This is a genomic window from Streptomyces sp. NPDC093795 (assembly GCF_044764665.1).
Taxonomy (GTDB): Bacteria; Actinomycetota; Actinomycetes; order Streptomycetales; family Streptomycetaceae; genus Streptomyces.
Map to the genome: position 1 here is coordinate 284,106 of NZ_JBIWIO010000001.1, position 26,332 is coordinate 310,437.

25 protein-coding genes are annotated in these 26,332 nt (G+C 72.3%); 12 read left to right on the forward strand and 13 right to left on the reverse strand.

The annotated features are described in order from the left end of the window. Positions 1-500: 500 nt before the first annotated feature. The 8 genes from ACIRB7_RS01285 (at position 501) to ACIRB7_RS01320 (ending at position 10,085) form a co-directional block, all read left to right on the forward strand. Entirely contained in the window at positions 501-1,655 is a 1,155-nt protein-coding gene (locus tag ACIRB7_RS01285; RefSeq protein WP_403590666.1) for a glycosyltransferase, read from the forward strand. Further along, entirely contained in the window at positions 1,652-3,100 is a 1,449-nt protein-coding gene (locus ACIRB7_RS01290; RefSeq protein ID WP_403590669.1) for a sugar transferase, read from the forward strand. Before ACIRB7_RS01285 ends, ACIRB7_RS01290 begins: the two co-directional genes overlap by 4 nt. A 2-nt stretch (positions 3,101-3,102) precedes the next feature. Beyond that, the gene (locus ACIRB7_RS01295; RefSeq protein WP_403590672.1) at positions 3,103-4,443 is read left to right on the forward strand and encodes an O-antigen ligase family protein; all 1,341 of its coding nucleotides are present in this window, start codon (positions 3,103-3,105) and stop codon (positions 4,441-4,443) included. Between the two features lie 151 nt (positions 4,444-4,594). Continuing rightward, complete coding sequence (murJ, locus tag ACIRB7_RS01300) at positions 4,595-6,364, forward strand: murein biosynthesis integral membrane protein MurJ (protein WP_403592423.1); 1,770 nt, start codon at positions 4,595-4,597, stop codon at positions 6,362-6,364. Beyond that, positions 6,261-7,064, forward strand: a complete 804-nt coding sequence (locus ACIRB7_RS01305) for a polysaccharide deacetylase family protein (protein WP_403590675.1) — start codon at positions 6,261-6,263, stop codon at positions 7,062-7,064. Before murJ ends, ACIRB7_RS01305 begins: the two co-directional genes overlap by 104 nt. Continuing rightward, on the forward strand, positions 7,061-8,206 hold the full coding sequence (locus ACIRB7_RS01310; RefSeq protein ID WP_403590677.1) for a glycosyltransferase: 1,146 nt from the start codon (positions 7,061-7,063) through the stop codon (positions 8,204-8,206). The genes ACIRB7_RS01305 and ACIRB7_RS01310 overlap by 4 nt, the downstream gene beginning before the upstream one ends. Continuing rightward, complete coding sequence (locus ACIRB7_RS01315; RefSeq protein ID WP_403590680.1) at positions 8,203-8,940, forward strand: lipopolysaccharide biosynthesis protein; 738 nt, start codon at positions 8,203-8,205, stop codon at positions 8,938-8,940. Before ACIRB7_RS01310 ends, ACIRB7_RS01315 begins: the two co-directional genes overlap by 4 nt. Beyond that, positions 8,937-10,085, forward strand: a complete 1,149-nt coding sequence (locus ACIRB7_RS01320) for a GNAT family N-acetyltransferase (protein WP_403590683.1) — start codon at positions 8,937-8,939, stop codon at positions 10,083-10,085. Before ACIRB7_RS01315 ends, ACIRB7_RS01320 begins: the two co-directional genes overlap by 4 nt. 32 nt (positions 10,086-10,117) lie before the next feature. Here ACIRB7_RS01320 and ACIRB7_RS01325 read toward each other — a convergent pair whose 3' ends face one another. Beyond that, a complete protein-coding gene (locus ACIRB7_RS01325) occupies positions 10,118-11,746 on the reverse strand; it encodes a glycoside hydrolase family 26 protein (RefSeq protein WP_403590686.1) in 1,629 nt (542 codons plus the stop codon). A 275-nt stretch (positions 11,747-12,021) separates the two neighbouring features. Between ACIRB7_RS01325 and ACIRB7_RS01330 the strand changes: the two genes are divergently transcribed. Next, positions 12,022-13,350 carry an ATP-grasp domain-containing protein gene (locus tag ACIRB7_RS01330; protein ID WP_403590689.1) on the forward strand — a complete coding sequence of 443 codons (1,329 nt, stop codon included), beginning with the start codon at positions 12,022-12,024 and terminating at the stop codon, positions 13,348-13,350. A gap of 56 nt (positions 13,351-13,406) precedes the next feature. Here ACIRB7_RS01330 and ACIRB7_RS01335 read toward each other — a convergent pair whose 3' ends face one another. Both ACIRB7_RS01335 and ACIRB7_RS01340 read right to left on the reverse strand, forming a co-directional pair. Further along, on the reverse strand, positions 13,407-13,640 hold the full coding sequence (locus ACIRB7_RS01335) for a chaplin (protein WP_403590692.1): 234 nt from the start codon (positions 13,638-13,640) through the stop codon (positions 13,407-13,409). Between the two features lie 195 nt (positions 13,641-13,835). Beyond that, on the reverse strand, positions 13,836-14,039 hold the full coding sequence (locus ACIRB7_RS01340; protein ID WP_403590695.1) for a hypothetical protein: 204 nt from the start codon (positions 14,037-14,039) through the stop codon (positions 13,836-13,838). A 150-nt stretch (positions 14,040-14,189) separates the two neighbouring features. Between ACIRB7_RS01340 and ACIRB7_RS01345 the strand changes: the two genes are divergently transcribed. Further along, a complete protein-coding gene (locus tag ACIRB7_RS01345; protein ID WP_403590698.1) occupies positions 14,190-15,236 on the forward strand; it encodes an LCP family protein in 1,047 nt (348 codons plus the stop codon). A 27-nt stretch (positions 15,237-15,263) separates the two neighbouring features. On the opposite strand, the gene ACIRB7_RS01350 is transcribed toward ACIRB7_RS01345, so the two are convergent. The 4 genes from ACIRB7_RS01350 to mca all read right to left on the reverse strand — a co-directional run bounded on the left by ACIRB7_RS01350 (position 15,264) and on the right by mca (position 19,270). Next, positions 15,264-17,291, reverse strand: coding sequence for a thioredoxin domain-containing protein (locus ACIRB7_RS01350; RefSeq protein WP_403590701.1), 2,028 nt, complete (start codon positions 17,289-17,291; stop codon positions 15,264-15,266). Between the two features lie 143 nt (positions 17,292-17,434). Next, entirely contained in the window at positions 17,435-17,821 is a 387-nt protein-coding gene (locus tag ACIRB7_RS01355) for a rodlin (protein ID WP_403590704.1), read from the reverse strand. A 323-nt stretch (positions 17,822-18,144) separates the two neighbouring features. Then, positions 18,145-18,396 carry a hypothetical protein gene (locus tag ACIRB7_RS01360; RefSeq protein ID WP_351219701.1) on the reverse strand — a complete coding sequence of 84 codons (252 nt, stop codon included), beginning with the start codon at positions 18,394-18,396 and terminating at the stop codon, positions 18,145-18,147. Next, positions 18,389-19,270, reverse strand: coding sequence for a mycothiol conjugate amidase Mca (mca, locus tag ACIRB7_RS01365; protein ID WP_403590707.1), 882 nt, complete (start codon positions 19,268-19,270; stop codon positions 18,389-18,391). Before mca ends, ACIRB7_RS01360 begins: the two co-directional genes overlap by 8 nt. A gap of 99 nt (positions 19,271-19,369) precedes the next feature. On the opposite strand from mca, the gene ACIRB7_RS01370 reads away from it, so the two are divergent. Next, on the forward strand, positions 19,370-19,771 hold the full coding sequence (locus ACIRB7_RS01370; protein ID WP_403590710.1) for a DUF4307 domain-containing protein: 402 nt from the start codon (positions 19,370-19,372) through the stop codon (positions 19,769-19,771). A gap of 190 nt (positions 19,772-19,961) precedes the next feature. Continuing rightward, positions 19,962-20,459: a transcription elongation factor GreA gene (greA, locus tag ACIRB7_RS01375; protein WP_351219704.1), complete on the forward strand. Its 498-nt coding sequence runs from the start codon at positions 19,962-19,964 to the stop codon at positions 20,457-20,459. Positions 20,460-20,530: 71 nt separating this feature from the next. On the opposite strand, the gene ACIRB7_RS01380 is transcribed toward greA, so the two are convergent. The 6 genes from ACIRB7_RS01380 to ilvA form a co-directional block, all read right to left on the reverse strand. Then, positions 20,531-21,607: a sensor histidine kinase gene (locus ACIRB7_RS01380; protein ID WP_403590712.1), complete on the reverse strand. Its 1,077-nt coding sequence runs from the start codon at positions 21,605-21,607 to the stop codon at positions 20,531-20,533. Next, complete coding sequence (locus ACIRB7_RS01385; RefSeq protein WP_403590715.1) at positions 21,600-22,316, reverse strand: response regulator transcription factor; 717 nt, start codon at positions 22,314-22,316, stop codon at positions 21,600-21,602. Before ACIRB7_RS01385 ends, ACIRB7_RS01380 begins: the two co-directional genes overlap by 8 nt. A 9-nt stretch (positions 22,317-22,325) precedes the next feature. Next, entirely contained in the window at positions 22,326-23,012 is a 687-nt protein-coding gene (locus tag ACIRB7_RS01390) for a VanZ family protein (RefSeq protein WP_403590718.1), read from the reverse strand. 96 nt (positions 23,013-23,108) lie between these two features. After that, a complete protein-coding gene (locus tag ACIRB7_RS01395) occupies positions 23,109-23,906 on the reverse strand; it encodes an ABC transporter permease (RefSeq protein WP_403592426.1) in 798 nt (265 codons plus the stop codon). Between the two features lie 5 nt (positions 23,907-23,911). After that, a complete protein-coding gene (locus tag ACIRB7_RS01400) occupies positions 23,912-24,940 on the reverse strand; it encodes an ATP-binding cassette domain-containing protein (RefSeq protein WP_403590721.1) in 1,029 nt (342 codons plus the stop codon). 132 nt (positions 24,941-25,072) lie between these two features. Further along, complete coding sequence (gene ilvA / locus ACIRB7_RS01405) at positions 25,073-26,302, reverse strand: threonine ammonia-lyase (RefSeq protein ID WP_403590724.1); 1,230 nt, start codon at positions 26,300-26,302, stop codon at positions 25,073-25,075. Positions 26,303-26,332: the final 30 nt, after the last annotated feature.

The window sequence follows — 26,332 nt, forward strand, 5'->3', positions numbered from 1 at the left end:
AACGAGCGGAAGGCCGGCGCGCCCACCCTGGAGGGGCGTCGCACCGGTCTCGGGAAGGACCGCGATCCGTGTGCGGGATCAGGCGTTGACGCAGGTGTCCTATTTCCTCGGTTGCTCTCCCGAATGGGTGATGCCCGACCTGTCTTTGGGCCATCAGAGGGGTATTCGAGCGAGTGAGCCGGGAAGGGCGCAACACGCCCAACGAGGAACTGGCCACTCGGATACGAAAGTTAGTCTTTGTGAGCATCTAATGCTTACTATCGCGCGTCATCAGCGTTATAACGTTCCCCGACGTCGCTTACGGTCCAGCCGCGCGGGGACTCTTTTCGCACGGTCGACAGCTTCCTCTTCCCCGATCTTCACGGGTGTTTCCTTGTTTCTCTCATCAAAGCGGAGAACCTGTATGCGGAATTTTTCCGCCTCTTCCCACGACGGTGTGAGGAAGCCCGGCGCCACCCGGCGGGCGGCGCTTTCCCTCCGGGCGGACGTCGGACGCTGACATGCTGCCTCCACGAGAACCGGACTCCTCCCCCCTCTCCGTCCTGCACGCGGTCCAGCCCGGGGACGGTGGCGTCGCCCGTGTCGTCGCGGACCTGGTCCGCGACCAGCTCCGCGCCGGGATGCGGGTCACCGTCGCCTGTCCGCCCGGCACACCGCTCGCCGCGGCCGTCCGCGCCGAGGGTGCCGACGTGTGCGCGTGGCGGGCCGGGCGCGACCCCGGCCCCCGGCTGGTCCGCGAGACGCTCGACCTCGCCCGGCTGATCCGTACCACCGGCCCGGACCTGGTCCACGCCCACAGCGCCAAGGCGGGACTGTGCGCCCGGCTGGCGCTGCGCGGCGCTCTGCCGACGGTGTATCAGCCGCACGCCTGGTCCTTCGAAGCGGTCGAAGGCACGGTCGCCGCGCTGGCCCGGCGCTGGGAACGCCTGGCGGCGCGCTGGACCCGGCGCATCGTCTGCGTCAGCGAGGCCGAGCGCCGCACCGGTGAGGAGGCCGGCGTACGCGCCTCCTGGTCCGTCATCCACAACGGTGTGGACCTGGCCAGGTTCACGGACACCCCCGCCGACACCGACACCGACACCGACACCGGTGACGGGCCCCTCGTCGTCTGCGTGGGCCGGCTCTGCCGGCAGAAGGGGCAGGACGTGCTGCTCGCCGCCTGGCCCGCCGTGCTCGCGGAGGTCCCGACGGCCCGTCTCGTCCTGGTCGGTGACGGCCCCGACGGTGACCGGCTGCGCGCCGCCGCCGGTCCCTCGGTGCGGTTCACCGGATCCGTCGAGGACACCGCGCCCTGGTACCGGGCCGCCGACGTGGTCGTCCTGCCGTCCCGCTGGGAGGGCATGGCGCTCGCACCCCTTGAGGCCATGGCGAGCGGCCGCCCGGTCGTCGTCAGCGACGTCGACGGGGCCCGCGAGAGCCTGCCGCCCGCCCATGAACCCCTGTGCCTGGTCCCCCCGGAGGACCCGGCCGCGCTCGCCACCGCTCTCGGCCGCCTCCTCGGCGGGCGGGAGCTGCGGCACCGCCTGGGCCGAGAGGCCCATGAGCACGTACTCAGCAGATTCGATGTCCGGCGCACCGGCACGGCCGTCGCGGGCGTCTACCGCGAGCTGGCCGGAGTGCGGGGCACCGAGCACAGAGAGCCGATTGCGCAGTGACCACGGAAAGCACCAGCGTCCCTTCGTCGCCGGGCCCCTGGCCCTCGGCGGGCCAGGCCTTCGGCCTCGCCTCCCTCGCGACGCACCACGGCACGACCGACCGGTTCACGCTGCCGCGCCGTCCCGCGCGACCACGGTCCGGCGTACTGCCGCTCGTGGCCGTCGACTGCCTGGCCGTCCTCGCCGCCGCCACGCTGCTGAGCGCGGCGCACCACGACGCCCGGCTCCTGCTGTCGGTCGTGGCGGTCGTCCTGGTCCTCGACGGGCTCGGCGGGCTGTACCGGCCCGCGGTCCGCACCCGGGCCCTCGACGAACTGCCCGCGCTCGCCTCCCGCGCCGGGGTCGCCTGGTGTCTGGCGGCGGCCGGGATCGCCGCGTACTCCCCGGCCCTCGCGTTCGGGCCCCTGCGGCTCTGCGCGGCGTACGGGGTCCATGTCGGCGTCGTGACCCTGGTCCGGGCCGTGGTGCTCGCCCGGAGGCGCCGGGTCGCGCGGGCCCATCCCCGGTCGGCGCTCGTCGTCGGCGGGGCGGGGGCCGCGCGACGGTTCGCCGCTGCGGCCTCGCAGCACCCCGAGTACGGGATGCGGCCGGTCGGCATCGTCGGCGTGCCCGAGCAGGGCGGTGCGTCCCGGGCGGCCGGGGAGGTCGGTCTCCCGGTCCTCACCACGACCGAGGAGATCCACCGGGCCGTCATCCAGAACACCGTGCGCGACGCGGTGTTCCTCGACGACGACCCCGGTCTCGTGACGCTCTTCCAGCAGTACGGCTGCACCACCTGGCGGGTCGGCGGACGGCAGCAGGACGGTCCGATGGGCGAGCACATGTGGGGGTACGCCTGGCACCGGATCGTGCCGCTGGACGAGCGGCGCGGGCTGACCGCCAAGCGGGCCCTCGACATCGCGCTCGCCGCGCCCGCCCTCGCGGCCGCGCTGCCGGTGCTGCTGCTCTGCGCGCTCGCCGTACGGCTCTCGGACGGCCCCGGGGTCCTGTTCCGGCAGGAGCGGGTGGGCCAGCACGGGCGCCCCTTCACGCTGCTCAAGTTCCGTACGCTCCGCCCCTCCGACGACACCGAGTCGGCGACCCGCTGGAACGTGGCGGGCGACCGGCGGATGAGCGCGGCCGGGAACTTCCTGCGGAGGACGTCGCTCGACGAGCTTCCGCAGCTGTGGAACATCCTGCGCGGCGACATGAGCCTGGTCGGCCCGCGGCCCGAACGGCCGTACTTCGTCGCCCAGTTCAGCAAGACCCACGCCGGTTACGCGGCCCGGCACCGGATGCCGGTGGGGCTCACCGGCCTCGCGCAGGTGCACGGGCTCCGCGGCGACACCTCGATCGAGGACCGCTGCCGCTTCGACAACCACTACATCGACCACTGGTCGCTCTGGCAGGACGTCTGCATCCTGCTGCGTACGGCGGCCGGGCTCGTACGACCCACGGGGAGCTGAGGATGGCCACGGCCGTGACCGTGCCGGCGGTCGCCCCTGTGGTACGGGAGCCGGCCCAGCGGGTCGCCGACGTACGGGACGTGGCCCGCAGGGCCGGGGCGCTCTCCCCGGTCCTCCTCGTGATCGCGCTGCTGCTCGTCCCGGGCGGCGGCGGCGCGGCGGGCGGCACGGGCGGCACGGGGACGGTCGCCGACGCGGCCTCGGGGCTCCTCGTCGTGATCTGTCTCGTCCGGGTGCTGCGGGGCGGCGCCCGGCCGCTGACCCGGACGGCGGCCGTCGTCCTCGGTCTGCCGGTCCTCGGGATCTGTCTGGCCGCGATCACCTCGAACGATCCGGCCGCGAGCCTGCCGGGCGTCGCCCGGTACGTCCAGATCTTCGTCCTCGTCCCCGCGGCCGTGCTCCTGATGATCCGCGACCGGCGGGACTTCGCCGTGGTCGCCTGGGGGCTGGTCGGGCTCGCGCTGCTCCAGGGCGCGGTCGGTGTCGGCCAGTACCTGACGGGCACGGGCGCCTCGTACCAGGGCGAGGACATCCGGGCCGTCGGCACCTTCGGGCCCACCGACGTGATGGGCATGGCGACCGTCGTGTCGTACGGGCTCGTCGTCGTCACCGGGATCGCGCTCGGCAGCGGCCCCGGCCGGACCCGGACGGCGGCCCTGGTCTGCGCCGGGCTGCTCTTCCTGCCGCTCGTGCTGTCCTTCAGCCGGGGCGCGTGGATCGCGACCGTCCTCGCCTGTGCGATCCAGCTGCTGCTCTCGGGGCCCCGGCGGGCGGCGCGGGTGGCGCTCGTGGCTGGGGCGCTCGGGGTGGTCCTCGTCGGGGGCCTCGGCATCGGTTCGGCGATGGTGAAGGAGCGGGTCGCCAGCATCACGCAGGTGGCGGCCGCGCCGGACCAGTCGGTGACGGACCGGTACACGATGTGGGCGGCGGCCGGGCGCATGTGGAGCGCGGAGCCGGTCACGGGGGTCGGCCTCAAGGGCTTCCCGCAGTACCGCGACTCGAACGCCTCCCTCGCGCTGTCCTCCGGCAGCGACACGGCGGGCGCGGGCGCCGCCTTCCAGCGGCAGCCGCTGCTCTCCCCGCACAACATGTACCTCCTGGTGCTGAGCGAGCAGGGCCTGTTCGGGCTGCTCGCCCTCGCGGGCAGCTGGGTGGCCCTGCTCGTGGGCGCGCTGCGGCGGCGGCGCCTCGGCGCGGACTGCGCGCTGGTCGCGACGGGCCTGCTGGCCTGGCAGCTCATCGACTTCTTCTACGCGGACATCGGCGGCCCCTCGACGGTCCTCATGTCGGTCGTGCTGGGCCTCGCGGCCTGGTGGGCGCTGGCGGAGGTGAGGCGTGCGTGACCCGTGGGCCGGGGAGCCGGAGCCCACGGACACCCCGCGGGCCGGTGAACCGGGCCCCTCGGGCGGCCCGCCCCGCGGCGCCCCGCCGACCGACCCCTGGCCGACCGCGCCTCCGGGGCCCACGGACTCCCCGTGGCCCCCGGGGGCCGTCGTGCTGCCGGGGACCCGTCCCACCACTCCCACCCCCCGTGCCCCGCGCGCCCCCGTTGCCCCCGGGCGGCGGGCGCACGCGCGGGGGCGGGCTCCTCGTACCGGGGCGTCCGAGGGGCGGGGGTTCCTGGCGAAGGCCGCCGCCGTGACCGCGGGGCTCACCGCGGCCGGGGCGGTGCTGGGGCTCGTACGGGACCAGATCCTGGCCGGGTACTTCGGGGCCGGGGCCGAGACCGACGCGTTCCTGGTGGCGTGGACGGTGCCCGAGTTCGCCTCGACGCTCCTCATCGAGGACGCCATGGCGCTGATCCTGGTGCCCGCCTTCTCCCGTGCCCTGGCGCGCCGTTCGAGCATCCTGTCCGGCGATCCGGTGCGCGCCCTGGTGCGGGGCACGCTCCCCCGGATCGTCCTCGCCCTCGGTGTCGTCGCCGCGCTCCTGATCGTCGCCGCGCCGCTGCTTGTGTCCGCGCTCGCGCCGGGGCTGCCCGACCCGGAGCTCGCCGTCGACTGCACGCGGCTCACCGGGACCTGCGTGCTGTCGTTCGCCCTGGTGGGCTACTGCTCGGCGGCGCTGCGGGCGCACGGCTGCTTCCTGCCCCCGGCCGCGATCTACGTGGCGTACAACATCGGCATCATCGGCACCATCGTGGTGCTGCGCGAGCCGTGGGGGGTGCGCTCGGCCGCCGCCGGGGTCGCGGTCGGCGGGATCCTCATGGTCCTGGTCCAGGCGCCCTCGCTCATCCGGGAGCTGCGGACCCGGCACGTACCGTCGCGGGAACCCGAGGCGCTCGCGGCCGCCTCCACGGGTGAGGGCCGGATCCTGGTCCTCGGACTGATCGCGCCGGTCGTGGCGTTCTCGCTGTCCCGCCAGTCCCAGACCCTGATCGAGCGCTTCCTCGCCTCGCCGCTGCCCGCCGGCGCCATCTCGCACCTGAACTACGCGCAGAAGGTCGCGCAGATCCCGATGATCCTCTCCCTGATGCTGTGCACGGTCAGCTTCCCCGTGGTCGCCCGCGCGCTCGCGGCGGGCGACGGCGAAGCGGCGCGCCGCCGGGTCGAGCGGGATCTGCTGCTGGCCGCCGTCGTGGTCCTCGTCGGCGCGTCGACGGTGATCGCCGCAGCCCCCCGCATCGTCGAACTGCTCTTCGAGAGGGGTGAGTTCACCGGGGAGGACACCACCGCCACCGCCTCCGTGATGCGGGTGTACGCGCTCGGCCTGCTGGGCCAGACGATGGTCGGCGCCCTGGTCCGCTGCTACTTCTCCGCCGCCCGGCCGCTCTGGTACCCGGCCGCCGCCATGGCCGCCGGGCTCGTCACGACCGCCGCCGCCGGTGTCCCCGGCGCCCACTACTGGGGCGCCGTCGGCATCGCCGCCGCCAACGCCCTCGGCATCACCCTGACCGCCGTGCTGCTGCTGCGCGGCGCCCACCGGCAGGCCGTCCCGATCCGGGCCGACCGGCTCGGCGAGGGGCTGCTGCGGCTCGCCACCGCGGGCGCCTGGGCCACCGGCACCGGCTGGCTGTGCTCGATCGCCATCGGCCACGCCGCCCTCGCCGTCGCCGTCGCCGCCCTGGTCGTCGTCGGCGTCTTCCTGCTGTTCGTCGCCTGCGCCGCCAAGGCGCCCGAGATCCCGCCCCTGCCCCGCTCCGCCTTCCGGAGGACCCCCCATGCCCGCCGCCACCGCGCTGCGCCGTCTGCTCCCGAAGCCGCCCCAGTGGATGAAACCGCCCCTGTGGGTGGCGATGTACCACTCGATCACGGACACCGCTGAGGACCCGTACCGGGTGACCGTCTCCCCCGTGCGTTTCGCCCGGCAACTGCACTGGTTGAGCGACCGGGGGCTGCGCGGGGTCTCGGTGCGGGAGCTGCTCGCCGCCGCCGCCGAGGGGCGCGCGAAGGGGCTCGTGGGCCTGACCTTCGACGACGGGTACGCGGACTTCCTCGACTCGGCGCTGCCGCTGCTGCGCCGGCACGGCTTCACGGCGTCGGTGTACGTCCTGCCGGGGCGGCTCGGCGGCGAGAACGGCTGGGACACGGCGGGGCCGCGCAGGTCGCTCCTCACCGAGGAGGCGATCCTGCGGATCGCCGAGGCCGGCATGGAGATCGGTTCGCACGGACTCACCCACGTCGACCTGACCATGGCCGACGACGCGGCGCTCGCCGCCGAGACCCGGCGGAGCCGTGAACTCCTCGAGGAGATGACCGGCGCCACCGTGGACGGCTTCTGCTACCCGTACGGCCATGTCGACGCGCGCGCGATCCGCGCCGTACGGGCCGCCGGCTACCGCCACGCCTGCGCCATCGACCCCGGCCCGCTGACCAGCGCGCTCGCGCTGCCGCGCATCCACATCGACGAGCGCGACGCCGCCTTGCGCCTCACCGCCAAGCGGGTCCTGCACCCGCTGCGCCGCCGTCGCCCCGCCGATCTGGTGCCCGCGCCGCAGCGGCTGGTCGGAGCGGACGTCTCATGAAGGTCCTGCACGTCATCACCGGCCTCGGCATCGGCGGCGCGGAACAGCAGCTGAGGCTGCTGCTGCGCCATCTGCCGGTCCGCGCCGAGGTCGTGACGCTCACCAACCCGGGCGCGGTCGCCCGCGGCATCGAGGCCGACGGCACCCCCGTCACCCACCTCGGCATGGCCGGCAACCGCGATCTCGGCGCACTGCCCCGCCTCACCGGACTGATCCGGCGGGGCCGGTACGACCTCGTCCACACACATCTCTACCGGGCGTGCCTGTACGGCAGGCTCGCCGCCCGCGTCGCCGGGGTCCGTACGGTCCTGGCCACCGAGCACTCCCTCGGCGACACGCAGATCGAGGGCCGCCCGCTGTCCGCCGGTACCCGCGCCCTCTACCTGGCCGGCGAGCGCCTGGGTACGGCCACCGTCGCCGTCTCCCCCAGCGTCGCGCGCCGCCTGGAGGAGTGGGGGGTGGCCCCGTCCCGTATCCACGTCGTACCCAACGGCATCGAGACGGCCCGCTTCCGCTACACCGAGGACCGCCGACGGCTCGCCAGGAAGCTGCTCGATCTGCCCGAGGACGCGTTCGTCGTCGGCGGGGTGGGGCGGCTCGCGCCCGCGAAACGATTCGACCGTCTCGTACGGGCGGTGGCGTCGGTGCCGAAGGCACGGCTGCTTCTCGTCGGCGAGGGCGAGGAGCGCGAGCGGCTGACGGCGCTGGCCCGTGAGTGCGGGGCCGCCGACCGGGTGCTGTTCGCGGGAGCCTGCGAGGACCCGGCGCCGGAGGGGACCGAGGGACCCGATCTGCCGTCGCTCCTCGCCGCCATGGACGTCTTCGTCTCCACCTCCCCGGACGAGTCGTTCGGCCTGGCGGTCGTCGAGGCGCTGGCCGCCGGGCTGCCGGTGCTGTACGCGGCGTGTCCGGCGATCGACGACCTGCCGCCCGACGCGGCCCCGGGCGCCCGCCGCGTCGGCGGGTCGGCCGAGGAGCTCGTCTCGGCGCTGCACGGCATCCAGGGCGCCCGGCTCGCGCGGCTCCCGGCGCCCGCCGCGGCGTCCCGCTACGACATCACCCACAGCGCGCGGCAGTTGATGTCCCTCTACGAACAGGCCGTTCACGGCACCCCTCTCCCCGCGAAGCGAGACACCCGATGAACCGTTCACCCTCCTCACTCTCGGCGAGCTCTCCCGGCTCCACGAGCTCGGCGGGCTCCGCGAACCCCGGCCCGCCGCCGTCCCGCCGCCCCTTCCTGCCGAAGGTTCTGCGGGCCCCGCGCCGCTGGTGGGCGCTGCCCGCCTCCGTACTCGCGGGCGTCGTCGTCGGCGGCGGTTACGGAGCGCTGAAGGCTCCGGAGTACGCGGCGACCAGCTACGTCATCGTGGTCCCGGCCGGGAAGTCGGACCCGGCCGCGGCCCTCGGCTTCGCCCAGGCGTACGGGCGGGTCGCCACCGACATCGCGGTGACCGGCGACGCCCAGGTGTGGGCCGGGGTCTCCGCGCGGACCCTGCGCTCCAGCGTGCAGGCGGCCACCAGCCCGGACGCGCCGATGATCTCCATCACGGCGCGGGCGGCCAAGCCGGCGCGGGCGGTGTCCATGGCCGACGGCGTGGCCCGCGCACTGGTCCTGAACAGCGCACACGTCTCGGGGAGCACCGGCGTGAAGGTGGTGCAGTTCTCGCGGGCGACCAATCCCTCCGCGCCGGTCTCGCCGTCCGCACCGCTCGCGGCGCTCGTCGGCGGCTGCGCGGGCGGTCTGCTCGGCGGTCTGGCGCTCCTGGTCCGCCCCGGGCGTGCCCCCCGCGCCGAGGCGCGGCGCTCGGGGCAGCCCGCCGCCGCCGTCCCCGGTCCGGCCGGCGCGCAGCACCGGCCGGAACCGGAGACGGTGTGAGCACCGCGGGCGCGGGCGGCCTGCGGACCGAGATCTGCCGGGACGGCGGGGAGTTCGGCGAACTCGCGGACCGGTGGGCATCGCTGTACGCGCGCTGCTCGACGGCGACCCCGTTCCAGTCGTACGCCTGGCTGCACTCGTGGTGGCTGTCGTACGGCAGGCCCGGCGCGCTGCGCGTGGTGCTCGTACGACGGGAGGACGGCGAACTGGTCGCGGCGGCGCCCCTGATGCGCGCCCGCGGCCCGCTCCCGGTCCTCACCCAGCTCGGCGGCGCGATCACCGACTTCACCGACGTCCTCCTCGACGACTCCTGCCCGGACGCGATCCCCGCGCTCGTCGGGGGGCTGGCGCGGGCGGCGCGCGGCGCGGTGATCGATCTGCGCGAGGTGCGGCCGGGGGCGGCGGCCGAGCAGGTCTTCGGCCGCTGGCGCGGTCCGCGCAGGCGGCTCGCCGACTCCCTCTGTCTGGAACTGCCGGCGGTGCCGATGGACGACCTGCTCCAGCGGATCCCGTCGGCCAAGGCCCAGCGGGTGCGGGCCAAGCTGCGCAAGCTCGACGCGCTCGGCATCGACGAGCGGGTCGTGAGCGGGGAGGAGGTGCCGGCGGCGCTGGAACGGCTGCTGCGGCTCCACCAGCTCCAGTGGGAGGGCCGGGGGGTGACCGCCGAGCACACCAGCGACCGGTTCGCGCAGCACCTCGCGCGGGCGGTCCGGCCGATGGTCGAGTGCGGGAACGCGCGGGTGACCGAGTTCCGGCTGGCCGGGGACGTGGTCGCGGCCGACCTCACCCTGATGTCACCGTGGCTCGCGGGCGGTTATCTGTACGGCGCGGATCCGGTGCTGCGGGCCCGGAAGGTCGATGTGGCGACGATGCTGCTGCGGCACGGGGCGCGCGAGACCAGCGCGAGCGGGCGCGCGACGCTGAGTCTGCTGCGGGGCACGGAACCGTACAAGCGGCACTGGCGCCCCGAGACCGTGCCGAACCAGCGGCTGATGCTGTCCGGCCCGGGCGCGGCTCCGTTGCTGTGGCTGCGGGCGGGCGCGGCGGACGGGCGGGCCCGGCTGGCGCGGGAGGCGCGCGAGCGGGCGTGGCTGGGGCGGGCGGTCGGACGTCTGCGCGGGCGGCCGGGCGGCGGCGGAGGATGAGCTCCTCCGCCGCCGCGGTGACCCTCGGGTGATCAGAAGGGCCAGTTCTCGCTGTCCATGATCTTCTCCCAGGGCTCGATGACGTCGACGTCGTTCTCGTCGACGACATCGACGATGTCGTCGATCGCGTCCTTCGGGGCGCCCTTGTCGATGCAGATCGGACCGCCGATCCAACTCTCGACCCAGGAACCGAGATTGATGGTCCAGCAGTCCGTCGCGGGCTTGGGCTCGGGCTTCGGCTCGGGCTTCGGCTCAGGCTTCGGCTCGGGCTTGGGCTCGGGCTTCGGCGGGACCTCGGGCTTCGGCTCGGGCTTCGGCTCGGGCTTCGGCTCGGGCTTCGGCTCGGGCTTCGGCGGGACCTCGGGCTTGGGCTCAGGCTTGGGCTCAGGCTTCGGCGGAACCTCCGGCTTCGGCTCAGGCTTCGGCGGAACCTCCGGCTTCGGCTCAGGCTTCGGCGGAACCTCCGGCCTCGGCGGGACTTCCGGCTTCGGCGGCACCTCCGGCCTCGGCGGGACTTCCGGCTTCGGCGGCACCTCGGGCTTCGGCGGGACTTCCGGCTTCGGCGGCACCTCGGGCTTCGGCGGGACTTCCGGCTTCGGCGGCACCTCCGGCACCTCGGGCTCCGTCGGCACCTCGGGTACCTCGGGTACCTCGGGTTCGACGCCGTACAGCATCTGCCGGAAGACCTGCGACGACTTCGGGTTGTCGTCGCACTGCCAGACGCCGTGCGGGCAGTAGTCGGTGATCGTGTGGTACAGCGGTTTGTGCTGCTCCATCCAGTCGATCATGCGCCGCATGTACTCGGCGTTGTCCCCGTTCCGGAAGAGTCCCCACTCCGGGTACGAGATCTGCTTTCCGTGCTCGGCCGCGAATTCCACCTGCTTGCGCAGCCCGTACGGCTCATTGACGTGGCCGTCGAAACTGGACCCCGACGGCTGGTCGTACGAATCCATTCCGATGATGTCGACCACGTCGTCACCCGGATAGCACTGCGTCCACGGAATCGCGTCCCTGCCCCGGCTCGGGTTGAAGTCGAAACGGAACTCCTGACCGGGGACGGAACGCATCGCGGTGACGATCCGGTTCCAGTACTTCTTCCACGCCTCCGGGTCCGGTGCGCACCGGTGGGTGTACGTGGTGCCGTTCATCTCCCACCCGAGGACGATGACGGTGTCCTTCGCCTCCAGACCCACCAGGCGTTCGGCCAGCGCCTTGAAGTGGTGGTCGTAGTACCCCGCGGCGCCGAGCCGGAGCTGCCTGCCGACCTCCCGGTCGGAGACCCCGGCCTCGTTGCGCTCCAGCATCGGCACGTTCAGGACGAACAGCCGGTCATCCTGCTCGTTGCGCCAGTCCGCCCAGGCGTCCAGGAACCCCGGGGGGCCCTCGATGTTCGACCAGAGGTCTCCGGGGAGGTACGTGTGCCCGACCCGCATCTCCCTGCCGCCGAGCCACCGCTCCAACTGGCCGATGCGTTCGACACCGACGGGGCCCGATTCCAGGAACGCGCCCATCGCGCTGGACAGAGTCGGTTCGGGGGCCCCGGTCGTTAGGGGTTCGGCGGCGTGAGCCGGAGAGGACAACACGACCGAACCCGAGGCGAGGAGCCCCGCGGTGAACACCCCCAACCACGTTCTCGACACATTCCGTCGTCCGTTGGCCATGACCACTCCTTCTCGTCCCGCGCCACTTGATGACCCGTCACTCCGATGTTCAGAAAGTATTCCTAATAAGCCGACCGTGAACGCGGCGACGATCTGATCCGTAGTCCATTGGTGGATTTCATCGCCCACTTGGGGCACCCGAGATGAGGAATGCCGTGCCGGGTTTTGACACCAGCGTCCCCGCCCTCCTTGTGCGACTCGACCGGAATCCCTTCCATCACGGCACGCTCGGCGCCGCCCGGTCTCTCGGACGGGCAGGCGTTCCGGTCCACGCCGTGATCGAATCGCTCACCAGCCCCGTCGCCCGCTCGCGCTACGTCCGCGGCGTCCACCTGAGCCCCGACGCCCCCTCGCCCGCCGAGCTCGCCCGCCTCCTGCTGACGCTGTCCGACGGGCTCCCGGGCCCCGGGCCCGCACTCCTGGTCCCCATGGACGACATCACCGCCCTCGCGCTGGCCGAGCACCGCACCGAACTCTTGGGCCGGTATCTGCTGCCCGATCAGACGCCCGAGCGGCTCGTACGGGTGGCCGACAAGGCGGCCCTCGCCGAGACCTGCCGGGCCTTCAACCTCCCCCACCCGCGTACCGAGATCCCCGCCGGCGCCGACGAGGCGGCCGCCATGGCGTGGTCGCTCGGGCTGCCGGTCGTCGCCAAGTGGAGCCGCCCCTGGTTACTCCCGGCCGGAAGCGGGTTACGCAGTACGTCGATCGTGCGTTCACTCGCCGAGGTGCGCGCGCTGTACGCCCGTACCCCACAGGCCGGTAGCCGGCTGCTGCTCCAGCGGCTGCTGCCGGCGGGACGGAACCTGGACTGGTTCTTCCACGGGTACGCGGACTCCACCGGCGGCTGCTCCGCCGCCGCCACCGGGTGCAAGGAGCGCTCCTGGCCGCACGGGGCCGGGCTCACGGCCGTCGGCCGGTGGACGCCGAATCCCGCCGTCGAGCGCATCGCCCGCGAACTGCTCGCCGCGCTCGGCCACCGGGGCGTGGTCGACCTCGACCTACGGCTCGACCGGTCGACGGGCACGTACCACCTGCTCGACTTCAACCCCCGCCCCGGCGCCCAGTTCCGGCTCTTCGCCGACCGCGAAGGACTCGACGTCGTCCGCGCGATGCATCTGGACCTGACCGGGCGCCGGGTACCGCCGCACTCCCCCGCGTACGGGCGCCGGTTCGTGGTGGAGAACTACGCGGCGCTGGCCGTGCTCACCTCCCCGCGCCGCCGCCCCGACGCCGAACGCGGCATCGAGGGCGGTGCGCGGTACGGCGTCGCAGGCGGTACGGAGACGGGCGCGATACCGGTCGCGGAACCGGCTGCCGAACCGGCCACGGAGTACGGCGACTTGTCGCGGCGCGTGGAGACGGCCTGGTTCGCCGCCGACGACCCCGCGCCCGGCTTCGCCATGACCTGGGCATGGCTTCGTCACGCCCTGCGCAAGGGACTGCTCGCACTCCGCCTCCCCGGCCGGTCCGAAGGCCTCCGGCCCGCGACCGGTCCGGCGACCGCCCTTCCGTCCCCGCCGCAGTCGCCGCCCGCGGCCCGTGTTCCCTCCCAGGAGGCGTGCGAAGGAGACATGACGAAAGGCCGGGCCCGGCAGGCGTGATGGGCGCCTTCCGGGTCCGGCCCCTCAGGTCGCACCCCGGTGAGGGGGCGCGGACGTCAGGCGTTGATGCAGACGTTGCCGTAGGTCGGGTTCAGCAGACCGATGACGTTGACCGAGTTGCCGCAGATGTTGATCGGCGCGTGGATCGGGACCTGGACGACGTTCCCGGAGAGGATGCCCGGCGAACCGGCGGCCAGACCCTGCGCCCCCGAGTCCGCGAAGGCGGGCGACGCCACACCCATGGCCATGATGATTCCGGCGACGACGGCCGCAGCCTTCTTGCACTTCATTTCGTCTGGATCCTTTCTGCGGCGGAAGACTACTCACGGCTTTCGTGATCACACGGGACGCATTTCATGCCCCCCGGCTTCCGCTGTACACATCGCTGAGCACCATGACATGAAAAGCGGACCGACCGGATCGCCGACCTGCGGCATTCACTCCATCGCATTCACCGCATTACGCCGGACGCCGCGTATGCCGGCTCAGCGCGGCCAGATCGGCGTCCTCATCAGCCGCTCCCACTCGTGATCGGGGACTCCCGGCACCGTGCGGCCCGCCAGGGCCCACCGCTGCGCCAGCGAGGAGTAGAGGGGGAACGGTTCTCGGTCTGCGGGTGGCGGGTCCACCACATAACGGCTCTTCGGAATGAAGGCCATCCGCTCCCATTTGCCGGGATCGGGCGCCATCTTCCCCTCCCATCCGTGTGGTTCCCGCATCATTCCACAGACCCCGCAGAAGAGTGATTCGTTCGGCCGATGTCGCGTGGCGAACCCGCATACGAAGATAATCGACTTAATGTGCGGGTCCACATTCCCGAGCTGCGGTGGTGTACGCCCGTGTCCGTCAGGAAATTCACGCGCCCGCGGCGACTCGTGCTCGCCGCCGCTGCGCTCGTCGCTCTCGGTTCCGGCGCGTTCGCCGCCGCCCCCGCCGCCCTGCCGTCTCCCGCCCTGCCGTCCCCGAGCCGGGGGCTCAACATCCTGGTGGTCGGTCTCGACACCCGGAAGGGCGTGACCGCGTGGGAGAAGGAGGAGTACCGGCTCGGCGGCAAGGAGTGCGGCTGCACCGACGTGATGATGCTGGTGCACGTCTCCGCCGACAACCGGCGGGTCAGCGTGCTGGGGCTGCCGCGCGACTCGCTCACCGAGTTCCCCGCCGGCCACCGGGACCGGCGGACGGGCGCGGCGCACGACACCCACGCGGCGAAGCTCAACGGCGCCTGGGCCGAGGGCGGGCCGTCGTACGCGATGGAGATGGTCGAAAGGACGACGCGGCTCCCCGTACACCGCTATCTGGAAGTCGACTTCCGCCGGTTCATGGACGCCGTCGACCAGTTCGACGACGGCGTGCCGATCTGCGTCAAGGAGCCGCTGAAGGACACGGTCACCGGCATCGACCTCGCGCGGGGCACCACGAACGTCGGTGGCGGAGAGGCCCTCCAGTACGTGCGCTCGCGGCGCGCCGACGGGCAGATGGACTTCGGGCGGATCCGCAAGCAGCAGCAGTTCGTCGTCAACACCCTGCGGAAGGTGCGCTCGGACCTGCTGGCGGACCCGGTGAAGCTGATGGAGTTCGCCTCGGTGCTGCGCGGGCCGAGGGTCGCGGACCGTCGGGGGCTCTCGAACCTGGACCTGTTGTTCCTCGCCCTGCGCCTGCGGAACCTCACCCCGGACCGGATGGAGTTCGCGACCGTGCCCGTACTCCGCTTCGAGACCGTCCAGGGCGCCGGGTCCGCGGTCGCCTGGAACGTGGCGCACGCCGAGGAGGTGTTCGCGCGGCTGCGCGCGGACGAGCCGCTGCCGCCGGCCCGCCTCACCCCGTCCAGTGAGGTCCCCCAGGCCGAGTACCGGCCGGCCGGCGGCGCTTCGCTCGTCTGCTCGTAGCCCCGCCGGACCGGTGCCCGGCGCCGGTCAGCGGCCGAGCTTGTGTGCCAGCTCGGCCGGGTCCGTCGTCGGCGCGTCACAGGTGAAGTGCCGGCAGACGTACGCGGCCGCTCCCCCGTTCACCAGCGGGCGGTCCCTGAGCAGCGGGAACTCGTCGCTGTCCGGGGTGCCGAAGGCGACGACCGCGCCGGGCGCGGGCGCAAGCAGGGCGGTGCGGTGCAGGGCGCGGGCCAGGTCGTCCCCGGCGGGGCCGGCCACCGCGATCTCGCGCGGTCCGTCGAGCAGCGCCTCCGCCGTGGCCAGGCCCCAGCCGATGAAGCGGGGAGCGCGCGGCCCCAGGGCCTTGACCACGCCGAGGGCGCCCTCGGCTGCTGCCCGGTGGGCCTCCGAGCCGGTGTGGGCGGCGTACGAGAGGAGCGCGCCGGCGGCGGCCGTCCAACCGGACGGGGCCGCGCTGTCGGTGGGGTCCTGCGGCCGCCGGATCAGGGTCTCCGCGTCGTGGGCCGTGTCGTACAGTGCCCCGCCCTCGGCGACGAACTGGTCGAGGACGATGTCCAGGAGGAAGCCGGCGAACTCCAGCCACACGCCCTCTCCGGAGACACCGGCGAGGGCGAGGAAGCCCTCGGCGACGTCCGCGTAGTCCTCGAGCACTCCGGCGTTGGCCCCGACCCGGCCGTCCTTGGAGGTGCGGGAGAGCCGCGCGCCCTCTCCCATGTGTACGCGCACGAGCAGGTCGGCGGCCTCGGTGGCGCGTTCGACCAGGTCGGGGCGGTCGAAGAAGGCGCCGGTCTCGGCGAGGGCGGCGATCGCCAGGCCGTTCCAGGCGGCGACCACCTTGTCGTCCCGGCCCGGGCGGGGCCGCCGCGCGCGGGCGGCGAGGAGCCGCTCCTTGATCGAGGCGAGCCGGACGGCGTCGAGCGGGCAACCGTCCTCGGGGAGTTGGAGGACGGAGGCACCCTCCTCGAAGGTCCCCTCCTCGGTCACACCGAAGTACCGGGCGGCGTCGCGGGCGTCCTCCTCGCCCAGCACCTCGGTCAGTTGCGCCGGTGTCCACACGTAGTACGCGCCCTCGACGTGCCGGCCCGTCCCGTCGTCGGAGTCGGCGTCGAGCGCCGAGGCGAATCCGCCCTCCGCGGTGCGCAGTTCGCGGACCATGAAGTCGGCGGTCTCCAGCGCGACCCGCCGGGCCAGGTCGTCACCGGTGGCCCGCCACAGGTGCGCGTACACCCGGCAGAGCAGGGCGTTGTCGTAGAGCATCTTCTCGAAATGGGGCACGACCCAGTCGCGGTCGACGGCGTAGCGGGCGAAGCCGCCGCCGAGCTGGTCGTAGATGCCGCCGCGGGCCATCGCCGCGCAGGTGTCGGCGGCCATCTGCAGGGCGCCTTCGGCGCCCGTGCGGGCGTGGTGGCGGAGCAGGAACTCCAGCACCATCGACGGCGGGAACTTGGGCGCGCCGCCGAAGCCGGCGCTGCGGGAGTCGTAGTCCCGGGTGAGGCCGAGCAGGGCCTGGGCCAGTTCGGCCTCGCCGGGGACGCCGTCGCCGCCGTAGGCCAGGGAGCGGGACGAGAGGTCCTTGACGATGTTGCCCGCGACCTCGCCGACCTCGTCGCGGCGCTCGGTCCAGGCGCGGGAGACGCCGTCGAGGACGTCACCGAAGGAGGGCATGCCGTGCCGGGGCTCGGGCGGGAAGTACGTACCGAAGTAGAACGGCTCGGCGTCCGGGGTGAGGAAGACCGTCATGGGCCAGCCGCCCTGCCCGGTCGCCGCCTGCACGGCCTCCATGTAGACGGCGTCGACGTCGGGGCGCTCCTCGCGGTCGACCTTGACGGCGACGAAGTGCTCGTTGACGTGGAGGGCGGTGGCGTCGTCCTCGAAGGACTCGTGCGCCATCACATGACACCAGTGGCAGCTGCTGTAGCCGACACTGAGCAGCACGGGAACATCGCGGCGGCGCGCCTCCTCGAACGCCTCGGCCGACCAGGGCCACCAGTCGACCGGGTTGTCGGCGTGCTGGAGGAGGTACGGGGACGTCTCATGGGCCAGTCTGTTCGCCATGCCCCCATCCTCGCGCACAACGGCTGAGCCCCGCCCGTACGCCACAGGGGGCGTCGTACGGTCGGGGCTCCGGCACGGCGGAGCGGCCCCACCCTTCGCAGTGGAGCTGCGAAGGACAGGGCCGCTCAGCGATGAAGCTGACGTCAGCTGACGTCGGTGTTGCCGTTGTCGGCCAGGAGGTCGACGAGGTCCGACAGCGGGTTGTTCTGCTGCTGCTCGATCGAGTTCTGGGTGCACGTCATGTTCTGCTTCGGGCTCAGAACGTCGTCCACGTTGACGGCAACGAGGTTGATGATCGGCACCTGAGCGGTGATGTCCTGGACATCGAAGCAGTGGAGGACGCCACCGTTGATGAGGCCGAAGTTCGGGCTCATGTAGCCACCGGTGGAGTTGCTGCCGATGGCCTGCTTCGACGTGTTGCCGATGATGTTGGCACCGTTGCCGTCATCAGCCGCCGCAGACGCCGTGGCGGCGGACATACCGACGACGGAGGCCGCAACTGCCGCGGTGGCGAGAACCTTCTTGATCACGAGATTTCCTTCTTGAGCTGGAGGGCCCTGGAATGCTCCGTTGACCGAAGCACGCTGATCAACTGCCGGAAAATGGATTGGTTCCGGCTGATCACTCTGATGCGCTATTCGGCAGATGAACGCCATCGGACGTGAGCTCGAAGGTCGGGCGTTCGGTACGGCGCGAATCCCTGTGGGGCCGGGCGGGACAACGGTCGACCCGCTCCACGCCCCCGCGTCGCGCGGGACACGTGTTCGCGGCACCGGGGCCGGGCAGGAACCGGGGCCGGGCATGACTCAGGGCCCCGGGAGATCCCGGGGCCCTGAAAGGTCGCGGCGTACCGCTACTCGCCTGCCGCCGCCTTGCCGGCCTTCGCGTCCGCCGGGGCGGTCGGGGCCGCCGGGTCCGGGGCCTCCTCGAAGGAGACCTTGCCCATGTGGCGGTTCATCGACTTCATCAGCTGCCAGACCGCGAGGGCCAGGACCGCGAAGACGACGAAGCCGAGGACGCCGGGGGTCACCTTGTTCTTGTCCAGCTCTTCGGCGGCGAAGGGGACAAGCTGGGTCAGTGCCAGGTGTGCGCTCATGTCAGGCATTGTCGCGGATGCCCGCGAAGAGATCTTCCTCGGGGAGGGAGGTCGGGACCAGCGCCTTGCTGAGCTCGTACTCCTCCGTCGGCCAGACCTCCTGCTGGATCTCCATCGGGACCCGGAACCAGCCGCCGTCGGGGTCGATCTGGGTGCGGTGGGCGATCAGGGCCTTGTCGCGGGTCTCGAAGAACTCGGCGCAGGGCACGAAGGTGGTCAGCGTCCGCTCGGTGCGCTCGAACTCCTTCCAGCGCTCCAGCCACTCCCCGTACGGCGACTCCAGGCCACGGGCGAGCAGCGCCTCGTGCAGGGCCGTGGTGCGGGGACGGTTGAAGCCCTGGTTGTAGTAGAGCTTCAGGGGCTGCCAGACCGGGCCGAACTCGGCCTCCGGGTACTTCTCGGTGTCGGTCGCGCCGTCGAAGGCCACCATCGAGATCTTGTGGGTCATGATGTGGTCGGGGTGCGGGTACCCACCGTTCTCGTCGTAGGTCGTGACGACCTGCGGACGGAACGCGCGGATCTTGCGGACCAGCGCCCCGGCCGCGGTGTCGACGTCCTCCAGGGCGAAGCAGCCCTCGGGGAGCGGGGGCAGCGGGTCGCCCTCGGGGAGACCCGAGTCGACGAAGCCCAGCCATTCCTGGGAGACGCCGAGGATCTCGCGCGCCTCGTCCATCTCCTTGCGGCGCACCTCGTGGATGTTCGCCTCGATGTAGGGGTCACCCTGAAGCTGGGGGTTGAGGACCGAGCCGCGCTCGCCGCCCGTGCACGTCACCACCATGACGTCCACCCCCTCGGACACGTACTTGGCCATCGTCGCCGCACCCTTGCTCGACTCGTCGTCGGGGTGGGCGTGAACGGCCATCAGTCGCAGCTGCTCTGTCAAGACTCGATCCTCAGTGATTCGACGCGGAGCGTGGTCTCTATAGTGACGGAATCGGGGGAGGGAAAATTCCGCCACCCCCCGGCTTCGAGAGGATCGATCATGAGCGCGGCGCGAGAGCAGCTGCCCCAGGAGCGCTACGGACGCTCCGCGGACCGGGCCGCCGACCGCAAGCTCAAGATCACGGGCGCGGTCCTCGGCGCCCTCTTCCTCGGCATGCTGGGCTGGTTCGGCTGGTACTACGTCGTCGACAGCAGGATCAGCGCCGAGATGATCAAGTTCGACGTGGTGAGCGCCACGGAGGTCCAGGTGCACCTGGAGATCCGCAAGGACGAGGGCGTCAAGGGCGTCTGCACCCTGCGCTCACGCTCCGAGGACGGCGCCGAGGTGGCCCGCAAGGACGTCAGGATCGACGACCCCGCCGGCCGGGTCGACAGCGTCTTCTCGCTGCGTACGACCGCCCACGCGACGAGTGCCGAGCTCATCGGGTGTACGGCCCGGTAGCGGTGGGTAGGGAGCCGGTGTCGAGTCCCGGCGAGTCACCGCGGTGACCTGCGAGGACACCATCGCTGATGGTTATGTCCTCCCGCTTTTCGCCACTCATTGTTAGGCTCGTGGTTTCGCCCACCCGGGACAGCACAGCTTTCCCGTGTAGGGCGATGCTTTGTATTCCCAGTACCTACGAGGAGCACCCGTGACCCAGACCAGCGACAACGTCACCTGGCTCACCCAGGAGGCGTACAACAAGCTCAAGGACGAGCTTGAGTACCTGTCTGGTCCCGCGCGTACCGAGATCACGGTCAAGATCGCCGCGGCACGCGAAGAGGGCGACCTGCGCGAGAACGGCGGGTACCACGCGGCCAAGGAGGAGCAGGGCAAGCAGGAGCTCCGCATCCGCCAGCTCACCCAGCTCCTGGAGCACGCCAAGGTCGGCGAGGCCCCCGCGGACGACGGTGTCGTCGAGCCCGGCATGGTCGTCACGATCGCCTTCGACGGCGACGAGAACGACACGATGACCTTCCTGCTCGCCTCCCGCGAGTACGCGAGCGGTGACATCGAGACGTACTCGCCGCAGTCGCCGCTCGGCGTCGGCGTCAACGGCAAGAAGGCCGGTGAGGACGCCGAGTACGAGCTGCCGAACGGCAAGAAGGCCGCGGTGAAGATCCTCAGCGCCAAGCCGTACACCGGCTGAGGCACCTGATCCCCGCGTCGGGCCGGACCCTCTGGGGGTCCGGCCCTTCGTCTTGCCTCCGTCCGTCTTGCCTACGGCGTGGCGGGGAGCCGGACCGTGACGAGGAGGCCGCCGGTGGGGCGGGGGGCGAGGTCGAGGGTCCCGTCGTGGGCGCGGACGACGCTGTGCACGATGGCCAGGCCGAGGCCGACGCCGGCGTGCTCGTCGGTGCGTACGCGTTCCGTGCCGCGCTGGAAGGGTTCGGTGAGGGTCGGCACCAGGTCCGGTGGGAGCGGGTGACCCGTGTTCTCGACCCGCAGCACGCTCGCGTCGCCCCGCGCCTCGGTGTGGACCGTCACGGTGCCGCCGGCGGGGAGGTTGTGGACGAGGGCGTTCTGGACGAGGTTCGTCACCATCCGCAGCAGGAGTTCCGCCGAGCCGCTGGTCCGGGTCGTTCCGCCGGTGACGGCGAGGGTGATCCCGCGCTGTTCGGCGAGGGGGAGCAGGGTCTCGGCGGCCTCCTCGGCGACGAGGGAGAGGTCGACGCCGTCGCGGGTGAACGTTCCGCGGTCGCTGCGGCTGAGCAGCAGGAGGGCCTCGGTGAGGTCGATCGCGCGCCTGTTGACCGTATGGAGGCGTTCGACGAGTTCGCCCCGGGTGGGGTCCTTTCGGGCGACGTCGAGGAGCGCGCGCGAGATCGCCAGCGGGGTGCGCAGTTCGTGGGAGGCGTTCGCGGCGAACCGCCGCTGCTCGGCGACGTGCGACTCGAGCTGTTCGAGCATCGAGTCGAACGCGTCGGAGAGGTCACGGAACTCGTCCTGGCGGCCCTCCATGCGGATCCGGTGGGACAGCGACCCGCTCCCGGCCAGCCGCGCCGCGTCCGTGATCCGGGTGAGCGGCGCGAGCATCCGGCCGGCGAGGAGCCATCCCCCGACGAGGCCGAACACGAGCAGGAAGCCCATCGCCACGGCCGCGGCGGGGAAGAAGGTGCGGACGAGGAGCCAGCGGTTGGGAGAGACCCCGAGCAGGCCCTGGGAGTTGTCGGGTACGTAGCGCAGCAGGTACCCCCACACCACGGCGAGCAGGAGCGCGCCGGCGACGGCGAGGAAACCGGCGTAGGTGAGGGTGAGCTTCAGGCGGACGCTGAGCCCGGGGCGGCGTCTATCCACGCGTGCCGCCGGGGCCGGTGGTGTCCCTGACGGGCCCGGTGGTGTCCGTACCCGTGTCGATGCGGTAGCCGACCCCCGGCACCGTGGCGATGATCCAGGGTTCGCCGAGCCGTTTGCGCAGGGCGGAGACGGTGATGCGGACGGCGTTGGTGAGGGGGTCGGCGTTCTCGTCCCAGGCCCGTTCGAGCAGCTCCTCGGCGCTGACGACCCCGCCCTCCGCGGCCACGAGGACTTCGAGGACGGCGAACTGTTTGCGGGTGAGTGCGACGTAACGTCCGTCGCGGAAGACCTCCCGGCGGAAGGGGTCGAGCCGCAGGCCCGCGATCTCGCGGACCGGGGGCCTGGCGTACCCGCGTCTGCGGTCGAGCGCCCGCAGCCGCAGCACGAGCTCCCGCAGCTCGAAGGGCTTGGTGAGGTAGTCGTCGGCGCCGAGCTCGAACCCGGACGCCTTGTCGTCGATCCGGTCGGCGGCGGTGAGCATGAGGATCGGCATGCCGCTGCCGGAGGCGACGATGCGCCGGGCGACCTCGTCGCCGGAGGGGCCGGGGATGTCGCGGTCGAGGACCGCGAGGTCGTAGGAGTTGACGCTGAGGAGTTCCAGGGCGGAGTCGCCGTCGCCCGCGATGTCGGCGGCGATCGCTTCGAGGCGGAGACCGTCACGGACGGCCTCGGCCAGGTAGGGCTCGTCCTCCACGATCAGTACGCGCATGCCCGAAGCCTAAGCAGCCCGGCCTACCGCCGGCGCCTGCGCCGACGTGCGCCACCAGCGGCGGGACGCGAGGCCGGCCAGTACGGCGCCGGTGGCGTTGACCAGCACGTCGTCCACGGAGGTCACCCGGTCGAGGCTCAGTGCGTACTGCGCGGTCTCGACGAGGATCGAGCAGCCCGCCCCGAGGGCCAGGACCCGCGGCACGGAGGCCAGCGCCGCGAACCGCATCGGGGCGAAGAACCCCAGCGCCGCGAAGACCAGCAGGTTGCCGACGATCCCGAGCGGCCCCATGGTGACCAGGTCCCGCAGCGGTACCAGGCTCACCCGCGCGGGGACGACTCCCGCCCCGCCGCCCGGCATCATGGTCAGCCACACGAACGGCACCGTCCCGTGGACCATGCCCACCTCGGCCAGCGACATCCGCCATGCCCCCGCGACGCCGGCCGCACGCCTTCGGCGCGCCAGGACCCACGCCACGAGCACGGCCAACGGCACCGTGACCAGCGTCATGAGCACCACGCCGTTGAACGTGTCGAGACAGCCGTGCCACCGCCCTGCCATGCACCTCGGGGCGGACATCATGAGCGGCCGCCGGATGACGTACAGGGCACTCGCCAGGCCGAGGACCGCCAGGCCGACGAGCACGATCCCGCGTGTGCGGCGGGGCGGTGCGGGGAGGGATGCGTGGTGACTCATCCCCCCATGAGAGCGGGAGGGCCGTTGCGGGGGCGTATGCGATTTTCGATACGCCCCCGATACACGCGGGGCCGACCCCGATCCGCCGGACAGGCCCTAGCCGTCGGCCCGGCGGTACTTGCGGACGGAGAGCGTACGGAAGATGACGACGATCAGGATCGAGTAGATCAGCGACGCCCACACCGGGTACTGCATCGGCCACGCGTCGGACGGGGAGACGCCCGGGTCGCCGAAGAGGGTGCGGCACGCCTGCACGGTCGCGCTGAACGGGTTCCACTCCGCGATGGGCTGGAGCCAGCCGGGCAGCTTGCTGGAGTCCACGAACGCGTTCGAGATGAAGGTGACCGGGAAGAGCCAGATCAGGCCGCCGGACGTCGCCGCCTCCGGAGTGCGGACGGAGAGGCCGATGAGGGCGCCGATCCACGTGAAGGCGTACCCGAGGAGGAGCAGCAGCCCGAACCCGGCGAGGATCTTCCCGATGTTGGTCGGCTCCGCGTAGCCGGGGCGCCAGCCGATGATCAGGGCGACGATCGCGAGGACCAGCAGCGTCAGCGCGGTCTGCACGAGGTCCGCGATGGTACGGCCGGTCAGCACCGCACCGCGCGCCATCGGCAGCGAGCGGAACCGGTCGATGAGGCCCTTGTGCATGTCGTCCGCGATGCCCGCGCCCGCGCCGGCCGTGGCGAAGGTGACCGTCTGCGCGAAGATGCCGGCCATCAGGAAGTTCTTGTAGACGTCCGGGTCGGTGGTGTCGCCGATCTGCATGGAGCCGCCGAAGACGTACGTGAAGAGGATCACGAACATCACGGGCTGGATGAGCCCGAACAGGATCATCTCCGGGATCCTGGTCATCCGGATCAGGTTCCGCCGGGCGATGACCAGGGAGTCGTTCATGGTGCTCACGTGGTCACGTCCTTCGTGTGCGTGCTGCCGCTGCCCGGCCGCGCCGACTCGCCGTTCTCCTCGTCCGCCCGCTCGGCCGCGTGGCCGGTCAGGGAGATGAAGACGTCGTCGAGGGTGGGGCGGCGCAGACCGATGTCGTCGATCTCGACGCCGAGGGCGTCCAGGTCGCGGATGACCTCGGCGAGCAGCTTGGCGCCGCCGGTGACGGGGACGGTGAGCTTGCGGGTGTGGTCCTCGACGGAGACCTCGCCGTGGCCGATGCCCGCGAGGCCGTAGCGGGCGAGGACGTCACGGGCGCCGGTGATCATCTCCCGTTCGTGGACGACGACCTCGACGCGCTCGCCGCCGGTCTGGGCCTTGAGCTGGTCGGAGGTGCCGCGCGCGATGACCTTGCCCTGGTCGACGACGCAGATGTCGTGGGCGAGGTGGTCGGCCTCCTCCAGATACTGGGTGGTGAGGAGCAGGGTCGTACCGCCCGCGACGAGTTCCTTGATGACCTCCCACAGCGCCTGCCGGTTGCGGGGGTCGAGGCCGGTGGTCGGCTCGTCCATGAACATGACCGGCGGGGAGACGACCAGGGCCGCCGCGAGGTCCAGACGGCGGCGCATGCCGCCGGAGTACGTCTTCGCGGGGCGGTCGGCGGCGTCGGAGAGGTTGAAGCGGTCGAGGAGTTCACCGGCCCGCTGCTTCGCGGCCTTCGCCTTCATCTGGTAGAGCTGCCCGACCATCTGCAGGTTCTCGCGGCCGGTGAGGTACTCGTCGACGGCCGCGAACTGGCCGGAGAGACCGATCGAGCGGCGCACCTGTTCCGGGTGCTTGAGGACGTCGACGCCCGCGACGACGGCCCTCCCGCTGTCCGGCTGGAGGAGGGTGGTCAGCACGCGGACAGCGGTCGTCTTCCCCGCGCCGTTCGGGCCGAGCAGACCCAGGACCGTGCCCTCGGGCACGTCGAGGTCCACGCCGTCCAGAGCTCGTACGTCGCCGAAGGTCTTCACCAGACCCTCGGCATGGATCGCGCCTGGCATGTGGGTTCTCCTGGGGAGAGGAGGCGTTTTCCCACCGATCCTAGGAGCGGTGGGCCCCGCTCGCCCACCGAATTTGTGACCCGCACCACATGGTCATGCTCGCGCCGGGGAGTGCGCCTTCACCACGCCGGGTCAGCCGAGGACCGTGTACCCCGCGTCCCGCAGCGCGTCCTCGACCTCCCGGCAGTGCTCCGGGCCCTTCGTCTCCAGATGCAGCTCGACCTCCGCCTCCGTCAGGCCGAGCCGCGGGTCGGTCCGTACATGGCTGACGTCCAGGACGTTCGCGTCGGCCACCGTGAGCACCGCGAGCAGGGTCGCCAGGACCCCCGGCCGGTCCGTGACCCGCAGCCGCAGGCTCAGATAGCGGCCCCCCGCGGCCATGCCGTGCCGCAGGATGCGCTGGAGCAGCAGCGGATCGACGTTCCCGCCGGACAGCACCGCCACCACCGGCCCCTTGAAGGCCTTCGGGTCGCTGAGCAGGGCCGCCACCGGGCTGGCACCCGCAGGCTCGACGACCATCTTCGCCCGCTCCAGGCAGAGCAGCAACGCCGAGGACAGCGCGTCCTCGGAGACCGTGACGACATCGTCGACGTACTCCTGGACCAGCGCGAACGGCACGTCGCCCGGCCGCCCCACCTTGATCCCGTCCGCCATCGTCACCGGTGAGTCGACCACCACCGGATGCCCGGCGGCCAGCGACGGCGGGTACGCGGCCGCGCCCTCCGCCTGGACGCCGATCACCTTCACGTCCGGACGCAACGACTTCACCGCGAGTCCGACGCCGGCCGCGAGACCGCCGCCGCCGACGCCCACGAGGATCGTCCTGACCTCGGGGCACTGCTCCAGGATCTCCAGGCCCACCGTGCCCTGCCCCACGATGATGTCGGGGTGGTCGAAGGGGTGGATGAACACGGCGCCGGTCTCCCGCGCGTACCGCTCCGCCGCCGCCAGCGTCTCGTCCACGACATGGCCGTGCATCCGGACGTCGGCGCCGTACTCCCGGGTCGCCGCGACCTTCGGCAGCGGGGCGCCCACCGGCATGAAGACGGTCGCGTGCACCCCGAGGAGCTGCGAGGCGAGCGCGACGCCCTGCGCGTGGTTGCCGGCCGAGGCCGCGACGACCCCGGCGGCCCGCTCCTCGGGCCGCAGCCCGGCGATCCGTACGTACGCCCCGCGCAGTTTGAACGAACCGGTCCGCTGGAGGTTCTCGCACTTGAGCTGCACCGGCGCCCCCACCAGCGACGACAGATGGCGGCTGCCCTCCATCGCCGTCATCCGCGCGACCCCGGACAGCATCTTCTGCGCCCCCCGCACATCGTCGAGCATCAGCCGGTGCAAGGGGTCTGGCGTACGGAAGCTCATGACAGCAAGTCTCGCAGCTCACGGCCCTCG